Here is a 22,010-nt window from a genome sequence, read left to right as displayed (position 1 = left end):
ATTTGTCTATCGCAGCCAGTTAGTCCGCGCCAGCTCTATCACTTCATCCCCACGCCCGCTCATCACCGCCTTGAGCATATACAGGCTGAACCCTTTGGCCTGCTCCATTTTGATGCTCGGCGGCATCACCAACTCCTGGGTGGCGGTCACCACGTCCACCAGCACCGGGCCGTCATGGGCCAGGGCCCGGCGCAGGGCCGGCTCGAGGTCTTCGGATTGCTCCACGCGTATACCTAAAATGCCCATGGCATTGGACATGGCCGCAAAGTCCGGGTTTTTCAGCTCGGTGCCGGTGTCCAGGTAACCGGCGGCCTTCATCTCCATGGCGACAAAACCCAGGGACGCATTGTTGAACACAATGAGTTTCACCGGCAGATTCAGTTGCGCCAGTGAAATGAAATCCCCCATCAGCATGGTGAAGCCACCGTCGCCAGACATCGAGATCACCTGGCGCCCGGGGAATGCCGCCTGGGCGCCGATGGCCTGGGGCATGGCGTTGGCCATCGAACCATGGTTGAACGAGCCGATCAGGCGACGCTTGCCGTTCATTTTCAGGTAGCGCGCCGCCCACACGGTCGGTGAGCCCACGTCGGCGGTGAAGATCGCGTCATCGTCGGCCAGTTCGCTGAGCAATCGCGCCACGTACTGGGGATGGATCGGCCGATCGGCCTTGGACGGTTGCGCCAGGTCATCCAGGCCCTGGCGGGCTTTTTCGTAGTGCTTCAGAGAGGTTTCGAGGAAGCTGCGATCGGTCTTGCGGGTCAGGCGCGGCAGCAGGGCGTCGATGGTTTCACTGACATCGGCGGCTATGCCCAGGTCCAGGGTGGCGCGGCGCCCAAGAGCCTGCGGGTCGCGGTCGACCTGGATGATCTTCGCGTCGGTCGGGTAGAACTGCCGATAAGGGAAGTCGGTGCCGAGCATGATCAAGGTGTCGCAGTCGAGCATGGCGTGGTAACCGGAGCTGAAACCAATCAGGCCGGTCATGCCGACGTCGAACGGGTTATCCCATTCCACATGCTCCTTGCCCCGCAACGCGTGCACCACTGGTGCGCCGAGGGCGTCGGCCAAGGCCACGACCTGGTCGTGGGCACCGGCACAACCACTGCCGCACAGCAGGGTGACTTTCTCGCTGCCCTGCAGAATCTCGCTGAGGCGTTGCAGGTCCTGTTCCGCCGGCAAGGTTCGAGGTGCGTGCAGGGCCGGCCAGGGCTTGAGTTTGTCTTCGACTTCCAAAAGTGAAACATCCCCTGGAATCACCACCACCGCCACGCCGCGATTGAGGATCGCCGAACGCATGGCGCGGTGCAGCACCTGAGGCATTTGCTCGGGGTTGCTCACCAGCTCGATAAAGTGGCTGCACTCCTTGAACAGTTCCTGGGGATGGGTTTCCTGGAAGTAATTCAGGCCGATCTCCGACGACGGAATTTGCGCGGCAATCGCCAACACTGGCACATGGTTGCGATGGCAATCGAACAAGCCATTGATCAAATGCAGGTTGCCCGGCCCGCAGCTGCCGGCGCACACAGTCAACTCACCGGTGGCAGCGGCTTCGGCACCGGCGGCGAAGGCGGCGACTTCCTCGTGGCGCACGTGCATCCACTCGATGCTGTCCATGTTGCGCAGCGCGTCGGTCAGGCCATTGAGGCTGTCGCCGGTCAGACCCCAGATGCGCTTGATGCCCGCCTGTTCAAGGGTGGTCGCCAGCTGCTGGGCCAAGTTGATTTTCGCCATGAAGAACTCCAATCGTCAGTGAGGTTAAAAGCTGCTGATCAGTAGAGGACAGTTCGATTACGGCGAATGCTCACCCTTTAGTGTGAAGATTGCTTCATGGCCGCGCGGTATTGGCGGGTGCGCCGGGGGATGAATCACTGGTCGCGTACCAGCGCCATGCGCGGGGCGACGTTGGCCTTGGCCTGCCCACCCAAATTTGCAGAGCCAAGCAGGACCAAATGTGGGAGGGGGCTTGCCCCCGATAGCGGTGGATCAGCCAACGAATCTGTTGACTGGTACTCCGTCATCGGGGGCAAGCCCCCTCCCACAATTTGATACTCAGCGTCGGCGGAACAGCGGCCGCGGCTCGTCGGTGGCGGCCTGATAGGTCACCGAGAAGTCCTTGAGGCTTTCCAAGGCTTCATACGGGTCTTTGTCGGCGCGCAAGGCGAAGGCATCGAACCCGCAACGGCGCAGGTAGAACAGCTGGTCACGCAACACGTCGCCAATCGCGCGCAATTCACCCTTGTAGCCATAACGGTCACGCAGCAGGCGGGCGTTGGAGTAGTTGCGCCCGTCGGTGAAGGCCGGGAAGTTCAGGGCGATGACCTGGAAGTGTTCCACATCGTCACCGATTTCCTCGGCTTCTTCATCGGCGTCCAGCCACACGCCCAGGCCGCCGTCGCGGGCCTTGAGAGCGTGGCCGTGTTCGCGCCACAGGGCCAACGGCACGATCAGGTCGTCGCAGTTGGAGATGCCGTCGAAGCTCGCGTCCTTGGGCAGCAGGTGCCAGGTTTCGTCGACGACTTCGTTGTTCTTAATGATTCGCTGCATAGACGCGCTCCTTGAACAGGTCGATGCCGATGCGTTGGTAGGTGTCGATGAAACGCTCATCTTCGGTGCGCTGTTCGATGTACACGTCGATCAGCTTGCCGATCACCTCCGGCATGGCTTCCTGGGCAAAGGATGGGCCGAGGATCTTGCCCAGGCTCGCATCGCGGCTGGCGCTGCCACCCAGGGACACTTGGTAGAATTCCTCGCCTTTCTTGTCCACGCCCAGGATGCCGATGTGGCCGACGTGGTGGTGACCACAGGCGTTCATGCAACCGGAGATGTTCAGGTCCAGCTCGCCGATGTCGAACAGGTAGTCCAGGTCGTCGAAACGGCGCTGGATCGATTCGGCAATCGGGATCGACTTGGCGTTGGCCAGGGAGCAGAAGTCGCCGCCCGGGCAGCAGATGATATCGGTCAATAGGCCAATGTTCGGCGTGGCGAAACCGCCTTCGCGCAACTCGCCCCATAGGGTGAACAGTTGGCTTTGTTCAACGTCCGCGAGAATGATGTTCTGCTCGTGGGAGGTGCGCAGCTGGCCGAAGCTGTAGCGCTCGGCGAGGTCAGCGACGGCATCCAGTTGCTTATCGGTGATATCCCCAGGGGCAACGCCGGTGGGTTTCAGTGACAGCGTCACGGCGACGTAGCCCGGCTTCTTGTGCGCCAGTGTATTGCGCGTGCGCCAGCGGGCGAAGCCTGGGTGCTGCTGGTCGAGTGCGGCCAGCTCGGCATCCTGGTTGGCCAGGGCCTTGTACTCAGGGTCGACGAAATGCTTGGCCACGCGGTGCACTTCGGCTTCGGTCAGGGTGGTCTGGCCGCCGCGCAGGTGTTCCATCTCGGCGTCGACTTTCTGGGCGAATACCTCAGGGGTCAGCGCCTTGACCAGGATCTTGATCCGGGCCTTGTATTTGTTGTCGCGACGGCCATAGCGGTTGTAGACCCGCAAAATCGCATCCAGGTAGCTCAACAGGTCCTGCCACGGCAGGAACTCGTTGATAAACGCGCCGACCACCGGGGTACGTCCGAGGCCGCCCCCCACCAACACGCGGAAACCCAGCTCGCCGGCTGCGTTGTGCACCGGCTCCAGGCCGATATCGTGCACTTCGATGGCCGCACGGTCGGAGGTCGAGCCGTTGATGGCGATCTTGAACTTGCGCGGCAGGTAGGCGAATTCCGGGTGGAAGGTGGTCCACTGGCGCACGATTTCACACCAGGGCCGTGGGTCGATCAGTTCGTCGGCAGCGACGCCGGCAAACTGGTCGGTGGTCACGTTGCGCAGGCAGTTACCGCTGGTCTGAATGGCGTGCATCTGCACGGTGGCCAGTTCAGCCAGAATGTCCGGCACGTCCTCCAGGGCAGGCCAGTTGAACTGCACGTTCTGGCGGGTACTGATGTGGGCGTAGCCTTTGTCGAAGTCGCGGGCGATCTTGGCCATCATTCGCGCCTGGCGCGAAGTCAGTTGGCCATAGGGCACGGCGACCCGCAGCATCGGCGCAAAACGCTGGACATAAAGGCCATTTTGCAGGCGCAGAGGGCGGAACTCTTCTTCGCTCAGTTCACCTGCTAAGTAGCGTCGGGTCTGATCACGGAACTGCTTGACGCGGTCCTCGATGATGCGCTGATCGTATTCGTCGTATACGTACATATAGGTCCTGTTCTCGGCAAATCTGCGCGCACGGCCGCGCACTCCCAACGGAGCCGGCGCACGATACCAGTTTGCGTATATGCGCAAAAGTGATGTTTGGGTATATGTAAATAACCAAACTGACTAATGAGAACTGTTATCGTGATACCCACATTTGTCATGCGGGCAATCATGATCTTTACTGTGGTCGAGTCTTAGTGCCGTCACCTATAAAACCGACAAGAGGCGATGCAATGAGCAATTCCACCAAAGCCCGTAAACCTGACAGTACCGTGGATGCCTGGGCCATTCTATTCCTGATCATCCTGGTAGTCGGGACGGCCGTGTTCTGGGTCAGCCACCAGTAACAAAGAGGGTTGATTGAGCCTCGATCGGCTGTCGGATTGCCACTATCATAGCGATCCATTTTTTCAGGCTCGAACAACCATGTTGAAGGTGTTGATTGCGTGCGCGTGGCTGGCAGTATCGGCGCACGGGGCGATGGCCCAGGCGGCGTCGGTGGTGTTTCTCAACCCAGGCACGTCTACCGAAACCTTCTGGGTCAGCTATGCGCAATTCATGCAGGCCGCTGCCAAGGACCTCGGCCTGGATTTGCGCGTGCGTTATTCCGAGCGCGAGGCCTTTAACACGTTGGCACAGGCTCGCGAAGCGTTGCAAGGCAGCGAGCGGCCCGACTACCTGGTGCTGGTCAACGAGCAATACGTTGCCCCGCAGATTTTGCGCATGGCCCAGGGCAGTGGGGTCAAGCTGGTGATCGTGAATAACGCGTTGACCGCCGATCAAAAGCAACTGCTGGATGCGCGGGCTGATAGCGGTTGGGTCGCCAGCCTCGTGGCGGACGACGAACAGGCCGGCTACCTGATGCTCACCGACCTGCTGCGTCAACACGGCCCGGTGGCGCCGGGTCAATCCCTCGATCTGCTGGCTTTTTCCGGGGCCAAGAACACCCCCGCTGCACGGTTGCGTGAACAAGGCTTGTACCGGGCCTTGGCCGAGCATCCTGAAGTCCGCCTGCGCCAGTTGGTCTACGGGGAATGGAGCCGCCAGCGCGCCTTCGAGCAAGCCACGCAACTGTTCAAGCGCTACCCGCAGGCGGCGCTGGTGTGGTCGGCCAACGATGAGATGGCGTTGGGTGCCATGCGGGCGCTGCACGACAGTGGGCGGGTGCCGGGCCAGGCGGTGTTGTTCAGCGCGGTCAACAGCTCGCCGGATATTTTGCAGGCACGCCTGCAGGGGCGACTCACCACCTTGGTCGCAGGCCATTTCACCCTTGGCGGCTGGGCCATGGTGCTGATCCATGACGATGCCAAGGGCGTCGCTATCGACGCCCACGGTGGGCGCGACCGCCAGCAAGCTTTGTTCCAGCTGATTGATACCGACCAGGCAAAACGCTTGTTGGCGCCCACGCTCCCCGTGGATTTTCGCACACTGTCGGCCGTCGGTAAGCCGGCGTCCTACCGTTACCCGTTCAGCCTGCAACTGCTGCTGCGCTAAACGCCGGCCAGGTGCAGCACCAGCTTGACGATGCCGAACAGCGTCAAGGCAAATACCACGGTGAACAGGATGCCCAGCACCACAAAATGGCTGGGTTTGCCATGGGTAAAGTCGCGGGCGCGGTTCTTGCCGCTTTGCACGCCGAAGGCGGCGGCCATGACACTGTGGAGCATTTGCCAGAAGGTCGGTGGTTTGTTGTCGACTGGATCGCTCATGAGAACCTCGTCAGGTGCAGCGTTCTCTAGAGCATAGACAATGCCTGGGGCAGGGTGGCGTTGCATGCCTGCTGTAGCCGGTTGCACTCTTATGTATGCACCACCGTCCATGGACCCCGCGGTGATGTGCTGTCACTTCAATTCAAAGGAGTGACCGCATGTCCGATTCATCCCCACTTTCCGTCGCTGGCAAGCCTCCAGCAGCCACCCTGAGTATTCACGGCGATTTCCTTGAAAAGGCCGTGCCCCGGTGGCTGGTCGATGCCACACCCGCTCGCAGGGCGGCGTTGGTACAGGCCACGTCGCTGCCGGATTGGTACACCAGCGCCACGCTGGAACAACGTAAATCCATGCATGCCAGCGTCAAGGCCAGCGCCATCGCCCAGGTGCGACTGGACCAGCGCATGGCGACCTTCCAGGACGTCGACACCTTTGCCCGGCCCTTGCTGCTCGAGGCGTTGAAAGCGCAGTTCCAGGTCGAGGTTGACGTCGACAAGACCTTGCTGTGCCTGCGTCGTCCGCTGGAGGTAACCGTGTTCCAGGTGGAGGTAGCATCCTTCGAGGTGCTCAAGTTACCGATGCTGCAAGCCGCCTTGCATAACTTCGAAGCCTGGGAATGTCGCGACGGCGCCTATCACGCCAGTTCCGGCTTTGTGGTGCAGACGTCGAGCCCTGACACCTTCGAGCCTGCCACCTTGGCGCTGACGGTCAGTGAGTTCCTCAGCCTGTGCCGCAGTCTGGATGTGGGGGCCAAGTATCAGGATTACCTCAAGGGGTTCTTCGCGTCCGCAGATGGCACCCTGCGTGACGCCTTCGTCTCCAGCCAGAAAGCTACCCTGCGCGCTGCCGCCGACCAGGCGCTGGTGAGCGGTGACATCGAGCCTGCGGACCACGAGATGATTGTCTCGGTGATCAACGGCGAGATCCACCCGTGGATGAGCGATAAACAGGTGTGGTTCAACGACATGGGCTTGATGAGAAAGCGCATGACCGGCTGCGTGGCCTTCGTGATCTGCAAGAAGTACCGCTACAACGACGAGGTGATCCTCTACGTCCCTCACGACCCGGCGCATCCGCTCAAACGTTATACCGCCGAGCAGATGCGCGCGCAGTTCAAGCGCCTGTTCACCGCCCGCGACGGCCTGCAGCCCGGCGATCCAAGCCCCACGGCCTACCAGCGGTTTTTCAGCCAGTTCGTAGCCTATGCCGAACGCAGCTACTACTTCAGCCAATTCACCCAGGAGACCGCCGACTCTCCCGGCGGCCCGTTGACGTCACCGTGGCGCACGATCATCGAAACGATCAGCGCGGCGTCGCCGGTTACCCAGATCAAGGAACTGCCCCCAGCGCGTGCGGCGAAACTGGAACCGGCGGCCGACCCGTACATCGCGCCGTCGACCCTCACGCGCAAAGGTCGTGGCCCGTGGGCGGACAATGTCGACCTGTGGGCCTACCTGTTTGACCGGCACCGCGACAAAGTGCTGGCCGATGCCCGCAGCCACGCGGTACCCACCGCCGAAGTAGACGCCAAGGCGCGGGATGCGAAGCTGGCGCACCTGCTGCAAGTCGGCCTGCTGGGCTTGAACCTGGTGTCGATGTTCGTGCCGGTGTTGGGCGAAGTCATGTTGGGGGTGATGGCCGCGCAGTTGTTGTATGAGACCTTTGAGGGCTCGATCGAGTGGGCCGAGGGCGACAAGCGTGCCGCCAAGGCGCACCTGATCGACGTGGCCGAGAACCTCGCCCAACTCGCCGTGATGGCCGGGGTAGGGGCGGGTGTGCGCAGGTTCAAGGCGGCGCGGCCGGAACCCGTGATTGAGCGCCTGAGCCCAGTCACCTTGCCCAATGGTCAAACCCGCCTGTGGAAGCCTGACCTCGATGGTTATGAAAGCGCCGTCACGCTTGGTGCCAACACGCCACCCAATGCGTTGGGCCAGTACCTCGTGGAAGGCAAGACCTATATCCGCCTGGGCAATAAACCCTACGAGCAGGTATTCGATGAGTCGATCAAGCAGTGGCGCATCAAGCATCCGAGCGACGTCGATGCTTACCAGCCGATTCTGCAGAGCAACGGCCGCGGTGCCTGGCGCCACAGCCTCGAGCGGCCGCTGGAGTGGGATCGCCTTACCCTGCTGCGGCGCATGGGGCCGGTCACCGAGGGTTTTTCCGATACCGAGTTGATCAAGGTGGCGGATGTCAGTGGGATCAGCGACAACGCACTGCGCAAAATGCACGTGGACCACGCGGCGCCACCTGCGCAACTGAGCGATGCACTGCGCTTGTTCAAGGCCGACACCGACGCCGGCCAAGTGATCGAGCAATTGCGCGGCACCCAGGCCATTGACCAGCGGTATCTGTATGCGCTGCCCCTGGTCACCGAACTGCCCGGCTGGCCCAGGGCCCGTCTGCTAGAGGTGTTCGAGGGCCCTGAGCTGTCCGGGAGGTCGGTTAAGTACGGTTCCGAACGCCTGCGTGTTGGCGCCGCGCAGAAGGCGTCGATCAAGATCAGCCGTGCCGATGTGCTCGACGGCAAGCTGCCTGAGCGTATCCTGGCGGCGCTCGACGAGCAGGAAATTGTCGGGATGCTGGGCGCGCAGGGCGCGCGGGTCAAAGAGGCAAGGCCCCTGGAGTTCAGCAAGCAACTCAATGAGTACGCCCAAACCCGCAAACCGGCCATCTTCGACAGCATCTATACCGGGACCGAACCATTACCACCTCGGGTTCGCGTGCTGCAGCGCAACTGTCCCGGCCTCAGCGAGGCCGCCGCCGAGCAAGTGCTGGCCCATGCAGGCCCTCCTGAGCTAAAGCAACTGGACGAAGCCCACCGGGTGCCCCTGACCCTGTTGGAAGAGGCGCGCTGGTATGCACGCCAGGGCCGTCAGACCCGGGCGTATGCCGGTTTGCGCAGCGACACCATGGCCTCGGCAGACAGCCGGCGCCTGGCCCTGCATTGCCTGCAAAAGCTGCCGGGCTGGCCCGACGACCTGCGCCTGGAGGTTCGCGACGCCAGTCCCAGCGGTTCGTTGCTGGACAGTATCGGCAGCGCGACGGCAGTGCAGCTCAAGTACCTGGTGAAAAAAGGTCCACATTTTCAGGCCTTCAATGAGCGCGGTGAAGCACTCAACAGCGTGTCCAGGGAAGGCGACAACTTCTACGCTTCGTTAATGCATGCGTTGCCCGATGAAGCTCGGCGCGGGTTGGGTGTGCCGCAGGTCGGCCAGAGTGCCTTGCTGCAAGATAAACTCATTGAGTTTGCCGACCGCTATCGCAGTGAAACGCCCCTGCTGCTGGAACCCCAGGGCCGCTGGTTCAGGCCGCCTGTGCGGGTCAATGCCAAGCTGCTGGGCTACCCCGCCAGCGGCCGGCCGCTGGATTTGCGCTTGAACCTGGAGGCCCGGGCGCGCACGCTCTATCCGGAGCTGAGCGACGACCAGGCCGCGGCTTATATTCGTCGTTTGCGCCAGGCGGGCAAGAGCGACCGGGATATCTTCAACGCCCTGCAAAACTGCGAGCGTGAATACCAGCAGTTGGCATCTACGCTCGATCAATGGGTAGGCCAGGCTCCTACGACCTATGCCTCTTGGAGCACCGCCCCTGACAATACCGCGTACCTGCACAGGGCCCAGGTCGCGCAACTGTTGAAGGCCATTTGGGCGCGGGCGCCGCTGGTCGGGGAGGTGCAACACGCGGATCGTCTGTCCCTTGTCATCAATGACCCCTTGCCGCCATTGACCGCGGATTTTTCCCATATTCGTGAGTTATCGGTGGGTGGTCGCGGTATGACGGATGCCAATTCGAACGCGTTTCTGACGCGCTTTCCCAATGTGCGAACCCTGTCGATTGGTGAAAACGGCCGCTTCTGGGGCCCCACTGCCGACGGCAAGCCGGCGTTGACGAGCCTGCCCCAGGCGGTGAGTGAAATGCGTCAACTCAGGAGGTTGAAGTTCAAGACTGATGCGTTGTCGCTGGCTCCGGACTTCGCCTCCAAGCTCCAGGCCCTGACGGCACTGGAGGAGCTGCATATCGATTGCGCCGGCTTCTCGCCGACGGCACTCAATAACCTGGACCTGTCCGCACTGGTGCAGCTCAAGCAACTGAAATTCGACGCCCCCCATGCGCTCTCGCGTTGGCCGGCCTACGTCGAGCAGTTACCCAGGCTTGAACGTCTGGATTTGAGCAACACCGCGATCAGCGCCTTGCCGCCCAGCCTGTACAGTGGGCATGAACGCTTGTGGGCTGGCCTGTCGCTGGACTGGGCCAAGTTCCCCCCCCAGGCATTCAAGCCCGCCTATGAATACATCAAGGACTACCAAGGCGAGCAGGGGCACTTGATGGATTTGCAACAGATGGTCAGCGACTACATCAAGGGCCAGTTGGGCGCCATGGCTAGAAAAAACCAGCCGATCATCCTGGCGTTGCATGAAAAACTACTCGCCAGTGCGCCGACGCCGCAAGCGCGGTTTGCCGCGATCGAAAAACTCAGCGCCGAGTACGACCGGGTGTTCGAGTCATTCTATTATCCGCCGGTCAGTGCCACGCAAAGCTTCAGGCTGCGCTCGGCGTCCTGGCAAGTGGGGCCGGCTGCCGAACTGGTCAATGTCCTGGAGGCCAATTGGTGGGGGGCAGTGGCGCAGCGTTATGGCTTGCCCGCCAACGTGTCGGTGCTGGAGCTGCCCGGTGCGGACACCTACAGCGTGCCACCGGGAACCCCCATTGAGCTGCCGCCTTTGCCTGCCGGTAGCTTCGAGCATGTTCGCACCCTGCGCTTGCGCTGGTCCGGCCAATCCGCCGAGCAGACACGCGGTTTTATCCGTGCTTTCAGCGGTACGCAAACCCTGGAGCTCAAATCCCATCGGTTGAACGAAATACCCATTGCCCAAGGCGATCTTCCGGCCTTGACCCAACTGGACCTGTCCTTCAATCAGCTCGAAGGCGGGCCGCAGGTGCTGGCGCAACTCAATGCTCTCCAGAACCTGGAGCTGTTGGACTTGAGCCACAACCCGCTCAACCAACTGGATGTCAGCGCCTTGACGCGGCTCAAGGCGCTGAACCTGCGGGCCACGCAGTTGCAGGCGTGGCCGACCGGCGCCGAAGGTTTGCCGCAATTGGCCTGGCTCGACCTGCGCGACAATCAACTGCCAACCCTGCCGATCCGGGTATTGGAGAACGACGCGGTGCTGATGAAGCTTGACCTGGCAGGTAACCGCTTTACGCCAACGGGGGAGGATAGCCTGCAGTCGGCGCGCCAGCGGGTCGAGAACACCCAGGGTCTGCCCGCGGGCGCGTTGGCCCGGTTCGAACAGCAAGGCAGGTCGCAAGCTTTTGCGCCACCGCATGCCAGCGTGTCGATGGCAGGTTATCTGTTGCCCATGCCCCAGCCTTTCGCGGGGCCTGCAGGCGCGCCGGGTTTCACCGCACGCTTGCAACGGCTGAACCCGGCACTGACTGAGGAGTTAGCGCTGCAACGGCTCGCACAACTGCGCAGTGCCGGCATGGGGGAGTCACAGGTCGACGCTCAACTGACGGCATGGCACCAGGCGCATGACACGTTACTCCGTCAGCTCAATGGTTGGCTGTACACCCGCGAGCTCCGGGGGCAGGACTTGAGCGCGGTGGCGCAAGAGCGGCGTCTGGTGGCGCTCAAGATCAGGCAGGCCTGGCAAAACGGCCTGTCAGACGATGCAGGTACCGAGTTGAGCCTGCATGGCCTTCAGGTCAACGACCTACCCAGGTTGAGCACACCGCTGTACCACGTCCATACCCTAGATTTGACCGGTGTGCGCTTCTCGGAGCAAAGCGCCGAAGGTTTCCTCGACAGTTTCCCGGCCTTGCGCCGATTGGTCCTGAGCGGCAACCAACTGACGACGCTGCCCTTGGCCGTGCAACGTCTCAACCAGCTTGAACAGCTGGAACTGGCCGCGAATGCGCTCAGCGACCCCGAGCCGCTGTATCCCTTGCTGGGTAATGAAGGTTTGCGCCGGCTGGATCTGAGCCACAACAGCTTGAGAATGTTCAACCCCAGTACCTTCGGGCGGCTGGAGGCCCTGTATCTCAATTACAATACGGTGGCCAACTGGCCCAGTGCGGCGTTGACCGCTCCGGCCCTGCATACGTTGGACCTGAGTGGCAATGCGCTGACGAGCTTTGCGTACAGCTTGCTCGATGGACGCCACGAGGAGTTGGTCACCGGCACCGACCTTGTCGATAATCACCAGCTTTCACTCAACGCCCTCAGACTCATGCGTGCCTACAGCGATAGCCACTTGGGCGGTGGGGGCGTGATGGGGCTTACGCGGGAGGAAATCGACACCAGGATTGCCGCGCTCGAAAGCGATTCCGATAGTGGTTCGGGTTCGAGCAGCGGTTCTGATTCCGATTCGGACGGTGACTCTGGCGACAGTGGCGATGATGCCTACGCGCCGTTGGAAATCATTCTTGACCCGGCCGCAGATACCAGCGAAGCGGCACTGGCGACTTGGCTGGTGAATGTTCCCGAGCCGTTGGCCGCGGCCCGGCGCGAGGCCTGGGTACAGCTGAGCCAGGAGCCCGGCCATGCGCCATTTTTTCATCTGCTCGCGCAACTGCGCCATACCCCCGAATATGAGTACACCCGAGCCGATTTCACCCGTCGGGTGTGGGCAGTGATCGATGCGGCGGTCAGCAGCGCGCAACAGCGAGAGCCGCTGTTCGTCGCCTCCCAGACCCACGCCACCTGTATCGACGGGCGCATCCTCACCTTCAGTGCCATGGAAGTGCTGGTGTTCGAAGAAAATGTGCTACGGGGCGTCCCGGGCGATGAGCTCAGGCTACGCGGCCAGCGCTTGTTGAACCTGTCACGGCAACTGTTCCGCCTCGATCGCGTCGACAGCTTGGCCGAAGCCAATGCCAAAGGCATGGACCGCGCCGAAGTGCGCTTGCACTACCGGGTTGGCATGACCCGAGGTTGGCCCGACGGCCTGGAACTGCCGGGGCAACCTTCCTATATGGCCTTTGCAACACCGATCAGCGGGCCAGAGCTATTGCAGGCCCGGACCGAGATACTCGCGGCGGAAGCGTCCGAGGCCTTTTATGAAAGTCTGCTTGCCCGTGATTATTGGCTTAGCTATTTGCGCGAACGGCATGGCCAGGCCTTCGAGTCGCTTGAAGAAAACGCGCGCAGGCGCCAGGAGGCCCTGGAAGACGAATACAGCGCCAGGCAATCGGGTACTGAGAGCCAGGAGCGCTACGAAGTGGCGTTGAACCTGTTGGAGATTGAATTGGGCAGCGCCCGTGCGCAGAAGCTGCTCGAGCTGTCCCGCCAGGAAGTACAGGAGTTGTCGGCGGGGGCGGCGCCGACACCGCGGCCGGCGTCACCGCAGCCCGGCCCATCCTCGCGTCATTGAATATCGGTTTGTATCCGCACCGCGTATTCGCGGTGCGGATGGCCGGTTGTGTCGCGGTGTCACTCAGCCCGGGCAGGTTCCAGGTCAAGGAACAGTTCCTTGTCCAGAGGCGGCCTGATCGTGGCTTTATCCAGGTTGACCACGGCGCGGTTTTCGGCGGCGGCCTTTTCGATCAGCTGTTTGCGCGTGAACAACTGGTCTGCCGGAAGCTTCAGGTGGCCGAAGCTGTACTGCGCAGTCGGCGTTTGGACGGCGGGGTAGTGGAAATGCGCATACCACAAGACATGGAGAGTGCCTTTTTCGTACACCGCGTATTCGCTGAGAAAATCCCCGGCTGCCAGCGGCTCGCGGCTCTTGGCCAGGTTGATATCGACAAAGCCATGGCGCCATAGATAGGCAACATTGGACGCCTTGGGCAACTGTTGCTTGTAGCCCTCGGCGCACATCTCACGTGCGAGCTTTTGCGCCGAGGCGGCCTCGCCCCGGTATTGCTTGATCAATGCGGCGGCGCCGGCCTGGCCGGAGTGATCGCGTTGGATTTCATCGGCCAGTGCTGTGACTTTGCTCGCATGCTGGCTCAGCATGTCATCCCAGTCCAGGGGGCTCAGGGTTTCGCGTCGGGCCGGGTCTTGAAGTTTTTTCTGCTGGGCGCGAATCGTGCGTTCGATACCTGCCCGTTGGGCAATCAGGGTGCCGGCGTTTTGCTTGATGATCTTGAGCGCGCGGACCTTCACTGCAGGTGTCGGCGTGGACGGCTTTGCGACCTCCACTTCCACCCACTCCCTTTGATTGGCATGCTCATGGTAGGTGGCGACCGTTTGGCCTGTCAGCGGGTCTTTGATATCGACAAAACTGCCGGGCGTTGTTGCGTCTGCTGGGCGCAGGTCGCCCACCAGGGTCGCTTGTTTACGCGTCTTGATCACCTTGCGACTGGCGGGTTTCGGCCGGCTGGGTGCAGCCACGCTGGGCACGTGGGCGAAACCTTCTTCGGTGAGAATCACATCGGCCAGTTGCGCTTCCAGGCTGGTGCGGGCAATGACCAGTTGGTCGAGGAACTCGGTGCGATAGGCCTCGCGCACAAAGCCTGAACCCATTTCCGTGAGTGAATTGACGGCGTTCTCCATGCGCTCATAGCGTTCGAGTGCGCCCTTGAGTACGTCGATCTGTTCGGTGGTGGAGTAGCCGCTCGTGGTCCGCATCTCGGTATGCGCCAGGATTCGGGTAGTGTTCTCGGGTTTGGTGAGTTCCACGATAAAAGGCAACTCTGCCGGGCTTCGCGAAGTATGGGTGCGATCCAGCACCAGCTCGGCAAGAAACATCAGGATGTTTTGTTCAACGGTGACCACGGACAAGTGCTGGTCCTCGGGATGATCCTTGAGCAGGAACTCGCGTAGTTCCGGGTCAGCCTGCTTGAGGACGGCTTCGATTTTTTCGGCCGGTTCGAGCATCTCTCGCAGCGTTTCGATCTGCCGTTTCCGGGTGTCCAGGAACGTTTGGTAGGCATAAGGAATGCCTTCGGGCAGTTCACGGTTGACCCGGTCAAACAGCTCTTCGGCATTTTCGCCCTGGTCGGTTTCAAGGATGTCGGTAAACTTTTGCAGCCGGGTCTCGAACACGGAGCCCCAGTAGTCATAGAGGGATTTAGCCGCGACATTGCGGGTTTTCTTGTGTCTTGCGTCGGCGTTGTCGGCCTCCATCAGTTCGCCGCCCTTGTCCTGGATCTGTTGCATGGTCGCATTGCCCGTCTCGGCGTTTTGCCGGTAACGCTCGAAGGCGATCTCCCATTCCATCCTGGCTTTGGCCACCATTGCGCGGCGTTCTTCATGACGGGCAACGAGCTTGTCTTGCAGGCCAGGAATCTCGCTCGCGGTGCGCAGCCTCAACCAGTCTTCGCGCAGCTTCTTTTTTTGATTGACCAACTCGACACGCGTTCTGTCCAGCGCGGTCTTGAGCGGTAGCGAGGCGAGCGCCTGGGGCAGGAACTCCAGGTTGAGCCGCGCAAGGTCGGCCTCCAATCTCTCCAAGCGCTTGCGATGCTGGCTCTGCCATCTTTCCCGGCGTTCCCTGGGCATGCCGCCCTCCAGTCGCGCCTTGCGCTCCAGCCGCCAATGCCCCTGGCCGTCGCTGGTCAGCTTGATGCCAGGGCGCAGCGGGTGCTGGGGATCCACCAGGTAGACCTCGCCGAAACCCGGCACTACGCTGATCTGGAACAACAGCCCGCCGAGGCTGGCGTGCCAGGTTTCGCCAATGCGGTACAAACCCTTGAACGGGCCACTGGCCTGGGCGGTGGGCAACGGGTCGGGCCAAGGCACATGCAGCTCGAGCAATAATTTCAACAATTTCGCAGCGGCCTGGGGGCTGGCAATCGAGCGGCTGAAATCCAGCGGGGTAAGCCCGGTGGCCGGCGGTTCACCCGGCAGCGCTACCTCGCCATGAAGTACCTGGGGCGCGGCGGGCTCCTGGATCTGATGCGCAGGGCGGCGCCAGGCGGCCAGCGCCGGTGCGGCGTCCTCGTGTGCCTGTGGTGGGGTGCGCGGCGACGGGCTGGCGGCGTGCAACAGCACCATGGCGGTGTTGAGCAACAGGTCGATCATGGCTAGCTCGCGGGTGGTCGGGTCGCTGCTGTCCAGGCCTGCCAGGTCCTGCTCCAGGCTGCTGACCATCACCAGGAACCAGCCGGCCAGCATCGCCGGGCCGCGGGTCAACGGCAGCAGCAGGGTGTTGAACAGCAACCAGGCACCCTCCATCACGATGGCCCAGCGGCTTTCGCTGTTGGACACCGATTCGCGGTCCGCCAACTCCACCAGGGCCCGTGCGGTGCTGCCGAACAAGTGGCTGGGCAGTTGCCCATTGACTTGCGATTGCAGCCATTCTTCGGCGCCTTCATCCACCGCCAGGGTTGCGGGAGCGGGCTTTTCAGGAACCGCGAACTCATCTCCGGCCAGAAAGCGAATGATGTGCGGCTCCTTGATGCCGCCGTGAGCGTAGATCGGTCGCGCCTTGTCACTCAGCCAGGTAAGCATGCTGTCCTGCAGGTCACCGGGGGCCGCCAGCGCGTCCAGCAGGGCCTGGCGCGTTGGGTACTGATACAAAGCGTCTTTGTACAAAGGGCGATACAGCAAGTGCGGGCCGATGCTGGCATCCCGAGGTTCGATCACGAAGCAATTGTTGACCGTGTCCGCAGTGGCGCCGGGCTTGCGGCACAGGGCCAGGGGCCGCAGGACGATCTCCTGGCCATCGACAATCCGGTCGATGGGTGCCTCGCCCATCAGGGCGTTTACATAGCGGTAGCCCAGGGTGGTGACGCCGTATTGCTGCCTGATCGCGAATTCCAATGCCATTCGCGGCAGTTGCACCTTGAGTTCGCGGGTAAAGAGCTGTTCCCGGCGACGCGCATCGACACTGTCGGACAGCAGCAGGTCCTTGATCGTCTGGGGGTAAGCCGTACCGATGTCGACCCGCTGGATCAGGCCCGAGGAGCCCAACACGTAATCGTCAGTCAGCCACGGCGGCAGCGCGCCGCCACTTTTGGATGACAGCGTCAGCGTGCCTTTGGGTTTGCCGGCGAGGTTTTTTACCGCCAGCTCGGTCAGCGACATCCTGACGTGGTCGATAATGCCCGCGCCACCTGGGTAACCGGCGGCCACGGCGAAGTCCAGCAGCACATCGTCAGGGTCGTAATCGCCATGGTCGGCCTGCATCTGCTTGCGCAGGGTTGTGCGGCTGAAATCATGAAGGTTTTCGATGCCCTCATTGTAGGAGCGTCCCTGGTTAAGCCGCAGCACCGGGGCCATCTGCTGTAGGTGCAGGTGGTAGGCGAAACGGTCATCGGCATGCGCCTGCTTGAGCCAGCCGGGCAGCTGCGCTTCAATTTTCTGCAGCAGTACCGGGTCACCTGCGGGCGCTGGTATGAACAGCATCGCCGGATCCGTGAGCCGGTCCAGGCGTCGGTCAACCTCGGCTTCGCTGGGGCCGCGCAGGTCCACGGCCGCAAGGTCTTCGAGTTGCTGATTGAGGATTAACCCGGCCTGTTGTTCAAACAGGTTGCTGTCCGGTTCATTGCGCCGCCAGGTCAGGCTGTCGAACTGGAACTGGCGTTGCAGGCGCAGGCTCCAGGCCTGGCCAAAGGCATCCAGGGAGTCAAACGCCTCAACCGCCCCGGCCACGCTGCACAGCAGCACCTGTCTGTCGCGTACCAGCAGCAGGTCCGGGGTCAGCAGGCGCACTTCCTGTGTGGCCCTGGCCAGTGTGGTTTCGATGAAATACGCATAGGTGGTGGGTGTGGAGCGCGGCAGGCGTTCGAGACGCACCGGCCAGGCCGCGGCGACCGCCAGCATGTCCCGCTGGGTGTCGCTCAGGGCCGAGGTGGTAGCGGCGGCGGCGGTCATCTGGCCCTGGAGAAATTCCCCCAGCCATTGCCAGCGACTGCGGCCATGACTATCGGCCTGGCTCCAATATTCAGCCAGGTCCTGCTGGAAAGACAGATACAGCGAGGCGCGCAACTCGTCGATAATTTGCGCAATCACCTGCATGTCGACGTCGGCCAGGCCACTGCCGGGGGCGGGCGACAAGTAATACGGCAGTTCACCCCGTGGGCTCAGGTCGAGCGGTCGGGGCTTGAGGACATGGGCGAGGGCGACATGGGCCAGCAAGGGAAAGGCATAGCCGCCACTGGGGGTAGGGCTGGCGAGCTTGAGCGTGAGCAGGTCCAATTGCAGGTTCGGGTAGCGCTCGCTGATGCCCGTACGCAGGGCCTTGAACACCACTGAAAACAACGCTGGGCGCGTAGCGAAATGGGCGTGGACGGCTTGGCTGGGCAATTGGCCCAGGGCCGTAGGTGAGTCGGACATGATGAAATCCTTTTTCCTGTGTGAATCCGGCTGGACGGGCTGCCGGGTCAGCGGACCGAGGATCGGTCCTGCACAGGAAAACGGATTTTGTGGTCACGGGTGCGGCATCGGGATACCGCAACCTTTGGCCAATGGCCTAATTGTCGTACCCCAGGTTAGGCGCCAGCCAGCGCTCGGTCACGGCCAGGTCCTGATGTTTGCGTGCGGTGTAGCTGGCCACCTGGTCCTTGTCGACCTTGCCCACGGCAAAATACTGCGCCTGCGGGTGGGCGAAGTACCAGCCACTGACCGCCGCCGCCGGGAACATCGCGTAGTGCTCGGTTAGGAATACACCGCTGCGCCCTGCGTGCATTTCGCGAGCCTCGGGGTCGAGCAGTTGAAACAGCTGGGCTTTCTCGGTGTGGTCCGGGCACGCCGGGTAACCCGGGGCCGGGCGGATACCGCTGTACTGCTCCTTGATCAGTGCCTCGTTGTCCAGTTGCTCGTCCTTGGCGTAGCCCCAGTGTTCTTTACGTACCTGTTGGTGCAGCCACTCGGCGCAGGCTTCGGCCAGGCGATCAGCCAGGGCCTTGACCATGATCGAGTTGTAGTCGTCGCCGGCGTCCTGATAGGCCTTGGCGACTTCTTCGGCGCCGATGCCGGCGGTGGTGATAAAGCCGCCGATGTAGTCGGTCACGCCGCTGTCCTTGGGCGCGACGAAGTCGGCCAGGGAGAAGTTCGGCTTGCCGTCGGTCTTGATGATCTGCTGGCGCAGGTGATGCAGCCTGGCAATCGGCTGGCCGTCGTCGCCGTAGACTTCCAGGTCATCGTCCTGCACCTGGTTGGTCGGCCAGAAGCCGAACACGGCGCGGGCGCTGATGAGTTTTTCGTCGATCAGCTTCCTGAGCATTTCCTGAGCGTCGGCGTACAGCGCAGTGGCGGCTTCACCGACCACCTCGTCTTCGAGGATGCGCGGGAACTTGCCGGCCAGGTCCCAGGAGATAAAGAACGGCGTCCAGTCGATGTATTCGGCCAAGACGTTGAGGTCGATATTGTCCAGCACCTTGGCGCCGGTAAAGGTCGGCTTGACCGGAGTGTAGGTGCTCCAGTCGAACTGAGGCTTCTTGGCGATGGCCGCCGGGTAGCTCAGGCGCTCGGTGCGTGCACTGCGGTTGGAGGTGCGTTCACGCACGTCGATGTATTCCAGGCGGGTCTTCTCGACGAAGCCGGCCTTCAACTCCTTGGACAGCAGCTGCGTAGCCACACCCACGGCACGGGAGGCGTCGGTGACGTAGATCACCGCGTCGTTGCTGTACTTGGGTTCGATCTTCACCGCCGTGTGCGCCTTGGAGGTAGTCGCGCCGCCGATCATCAGCGGCAGGTGGAAGTCCTGGCGCTGCATCTCTCGGGCTACGTGCACCATCTCGTCCAACGATGGAGTGATGAGCCCGGACAGGCCGATGATGTCGCACTTCTGTTCCTTGGCCACCTGCAGGATCTTCTCTGCCGGTACCATTACGCCCAGGTCGACAATGTCATAGCCGTTGCAACCGAGCACCACGCCGACGATGTTCTTGCCGATGTCGTGCACGTCGCCCTTGACCGTGGCCATGAGAATCTTGCCCTTTGCTTCGGGTTTGTCGCCTTTTTCCAGCTCGATAAACGGGATCAGGTGGGCCACGGCCTGCTTCATTACCCGGGCGGATTTCACCACCTGGGGCAGGAACATCTTGCCGGCGCCGAACAGGTCGCCGACGATGTTCATGCCAGACATCAGCGGGCCTTCGATCACTTCGATCGGGCGTGCGAACGACTGCCGGGACTCCTCGGTGTCTTCGACGATATGGGTGGTGATGCCCTTGACCAGCGCGTGTTCCAGGCGCTTGTTGACTTCCCAGCCACGCCACTCCTCGGTTTCGGCTTCCTTGACGCTGCCGTCGCCCTTGTACTTGTCGGCGATGGCGAGGAGGGCGTCGGTGCCCTCCGGGGTGCGGTTGAGCACCACGTCTTCCACCGCGTCACGCAGCTCGGCCGGGATCTGGTCGTAGATCTCCAGTTGGCCGGCGTTGACGATCCCCATGGTCAACCCGCTGCGAATCGCATACAGCAGGAACACCGAGTGGATCGCCTCGCGCACCGGGTTGTTGCCGCGGAACGAGAACGACACGTTGGACACGCCGCCGGAGGTCAGTGCGTAGGGCAGCTCGTCGCGGATATACGCACAGGCATTGATGAAATCGACGGCGTAGTTGTTGTGCTCTTCGATACCGGTGGCGACGGCGAAGATGTTCGGGTCGAAAATGATGTCTTCCGGCGGGAAGCCGACTTCATTGACCAGGATGTCGTAGGAGCGCTTGCAGATTTCTTTCTTGCGCGCTTCGGTGTCGGCCTGGCCGTCTTCGTCGAACGCCATCACCACCACGGCGGCGCCGTAGCGCTTGCACAGCTTGGCGTGGTGAATGAATTGCTCGACGCCTTCCTTCATGCTGATGGAGTTGACGATGCCCTTGCCCTGGATGCACTTGAGGCCGGCCTCGATCACTTCCCACTTGGAGGAGTCGATCATGATCGGCACCCGGGAGATATCGGGCTCGCCGGCAATCAGATTGAGGAAGGTCACCATGGCCTTCTTCGAATCGAGCATGCCCTCGTCCATGTTGATGTCGATCACCTGGGCACCGGCTTCCACCTGTTGCAGGGCGACTTCCAGGGCTTCGGTGTAGTTGTCTTCGCGGATCAGCCGGGCGAACTTGGCCGAGCCTGTGATGTTGGTGCGCTCGCCGACGTTGACGAACAACGAGCTGCGATCGATGGTGAACGGCTCCAGGCCCGACAGGCGGCAGGCTTTGGGAATGTCCGGGATCGCGCGCGGCGCGTAACCGGCCACGGCCTTGGCGATAGCTTCGATATGGCCCGGGGTGGTGCCGCAGCAACCGCCGACGATATTGAGGAAACCGCTCTGGGCGAATTCTTCAATGACCTTGGCGGTTTGCGCCGGCAGTTCGTCGTACTCGCCGAATTCGTTGGGCAGCCCGGCGTTGGGGTGCGCAGATACATGGGTATTGGCTTTGTTCGACAGCTCTTCCAGGTAGGGGCGCAACTCGCTGGCGCCAAGGGCGCAGTTCAAGCCTACGGAGATCGGCTTGGCGTGGGCCACGGAGTTCCAGAACGCTTCGGTGGTCTGGCCCGACAGGGTACGGCCGGAAGCATCGGTGATGGTGCCGGAAATCATGATCGGCAACTCGATGCCCAGTGCTTCGAACACGCCTTGCACGGCGAAGATCGCGGCCTTGGCGTTGAGGGTGTCGAAGATGGTCTCGATCAGGATCAGGTCGGCGCCACCCTCGATCAGGCCCTTAGTGGCCTCGGTATAGTTTTCCACCAGTTCATCGAAGGTCACGTTGCGGTAGCCGGGGTTGTTCACGTCCGGCGACAGCGAGCAGGTACGGCTGGTCGGGCCGAGCACGCCGGCGACGAAGCGCGGCTTGGTCGGGTTCTCGGCCGTCTTGGCATCGGCGATACTGCGCGCCAGGCGTGCGCCTTCCACGTTCAGTTCATAGGCGAGTTCTTCCATGCCGTAGTCGGCCATGGAGATGCGCGTGGCGTTGAAGGTGTTGGTCTCGAGGATGTCCGCACCGGCGTCCAGGTAGGCCTTCTCGATCCCACCGATGACGTCCGGGCGAGTGAGCACCAGCAGGTCGTTGTTACCCTTGACGTCGCTTGGCCAGTCGGCGAAGCGTTTGCCACGGTAGTCCTGCTCCTCGAGCTTATAGCTCTGGATCATCGTGCCCATGCCGCCATCGAGGATCAGGATACGTTCCTTGAGGGCTTGGTGAAGGGCTTGCAGGCGAGCGCTACGATCGGGCATGGGACTACTCTGGTCAGGCATTACGGAGGGCATGGATCA

At 62.0% G+C, this 22,010-nt stretch carries 8 protein-coding genes; 2 read left to right on the top strand and 6 right to left on the bottom strand.

Annotated features, from left to right (window positions below; translation table 11 throughout):
* Nucleotides 1–6: 6 nt before the first annotated feature.
* The 3 genes from poxB to NMB39_RS16345 form a co-directional block, all read right to left on the bottom strand.
* Complete coding sequence (gene poxB / locus NMB39_RS16355; protein WP_057022528.1) at nt 7–1,731, bottom strand: ubiquinone-dependent pyruvate dehydrogenase; 1,725 nt, start codon at nt 1,729–1,731, stop codon at nt 7–9.
* A gap of 318 nt (nt 1,732–2,049) precedes the next feature.
* The gene (locus NMB39_RS16350; RefSeq protein WP_057022522.1) at nt 2,050–2,544 is read right to left on the bottom strand and encodes a DUF934 domain-containing protein; all 495 of its coding nucleotides are present in this window, start codon (nt 2,542–2,544) and stop codon (nt 2,050–2,052) included.
* Nucleotides 2,528–4,186, bottom strand: coding sequence for a nitrite/sulfite reductase (locus NMB39_RS16345; RefSeq protein WP_046072328.1), 1,659 nt, complete (start codon nt 4,184–4,186; stop codon nt 2,528–2,530). Before NMB39_RS16345 ends, NMB39_RS16350 begins: the two co-directional genes overlap by 17 nt.
* A 426-nt stretch (nt 4,187–4,612) precedes the next feature.
* Here NMB39_RS16345 and NMB39_RS16340 point away from each other — a divergent pair, with 426 nt between their 5' ends.
* Nucleotides 4,613–5,680, top strand: a complete 1,068-nt coding sequence (locus tag NMB39_RS16340) for an ABC transporter substrate-binding protein (RefSeq protein WP_494340430.1) — start codon at nt 4,613–4,615, stop codon at nt 5,678–5,680.
* On the opposite strand, the gene NMB39_RS16335 is transcribed toward NMB39_RS16340, so the two are convergent.
* Complete coding sequence (locus NMB39_RS16335) at nt 5,677–5,895, bottom strand: DUF2970 domain-containing protein (protein ID WP_124400460.1); 219 nt, start codon at nt 5,893–5,895, stop codon at nt 5,677–5,679. The two genes, NMB39_RS16340 and NMB39_RS16335, sit on opposite strands and share 4 nt — an antisense overlap.
* Nucleotides 5,896–6,053: 158 nt before the next feature.
* On the opposite strand from NMB39_RS16335, the gene NMB39_RS16330 reads away from it, so the two are divergent.
* Nucleotides 6,054–13,274 (top strand): NEL-type E3 ubiquitin ligase domain-containing protein, encoded by a 7,221-nt coding sequence (locus NMB39_RS16330; protein ID WP_494340431.1) that lies wholly within the window; start codon nt 6,054–6,056, stop codon nt 13,272–13,274.
* A 59-nt stretch (nt 13,275–13,333) separates the two neighbouring features.
* Here the strand turns inward: NMB39_RS16330 and NMB39_RS16325 are convergent, their stop codons facing one another.
* Nucleotides 13,334–18,124 carry a dermonecrotic toxin domain-containing protein gene (locus NMB39_RS16325; RefSeq protein WP_494340432.1) on the bottom strand — a complete coding sequence of 1,597 codons (4,791 nt, stop codon included), beginning with the start codon at nt 18,122–18,124 and terminating at the stop codon, nt 13,334–13,336.
* 136 nt (nt 18,125–18,260) lie between these two features.
* Nucleotides 18,261–21,971 carry a methionine synthase gene (gene metH / locus NMB39_RS16320; RefSeq protein WP_494340433.1) on the bottom strand — a complete coding sequence of 1,237 codons (3,711 nt, stop codon included), beginning with the start codon at nt 21,969–21,971 and terminating at the stop codon, nt 18,261–18,263.
* Nucleotides 21,972–22,010: the final 39 nt, after the last annotated feature.

The organism is Pseudomonas sp. FBCC-B545, from assembly GCF_059134095.1.
The sequence above is the reverse complement of the archived record's forward strand: the minus strand, read 5'-3'. Positions and strand labels throughout refer to the sequence as shown.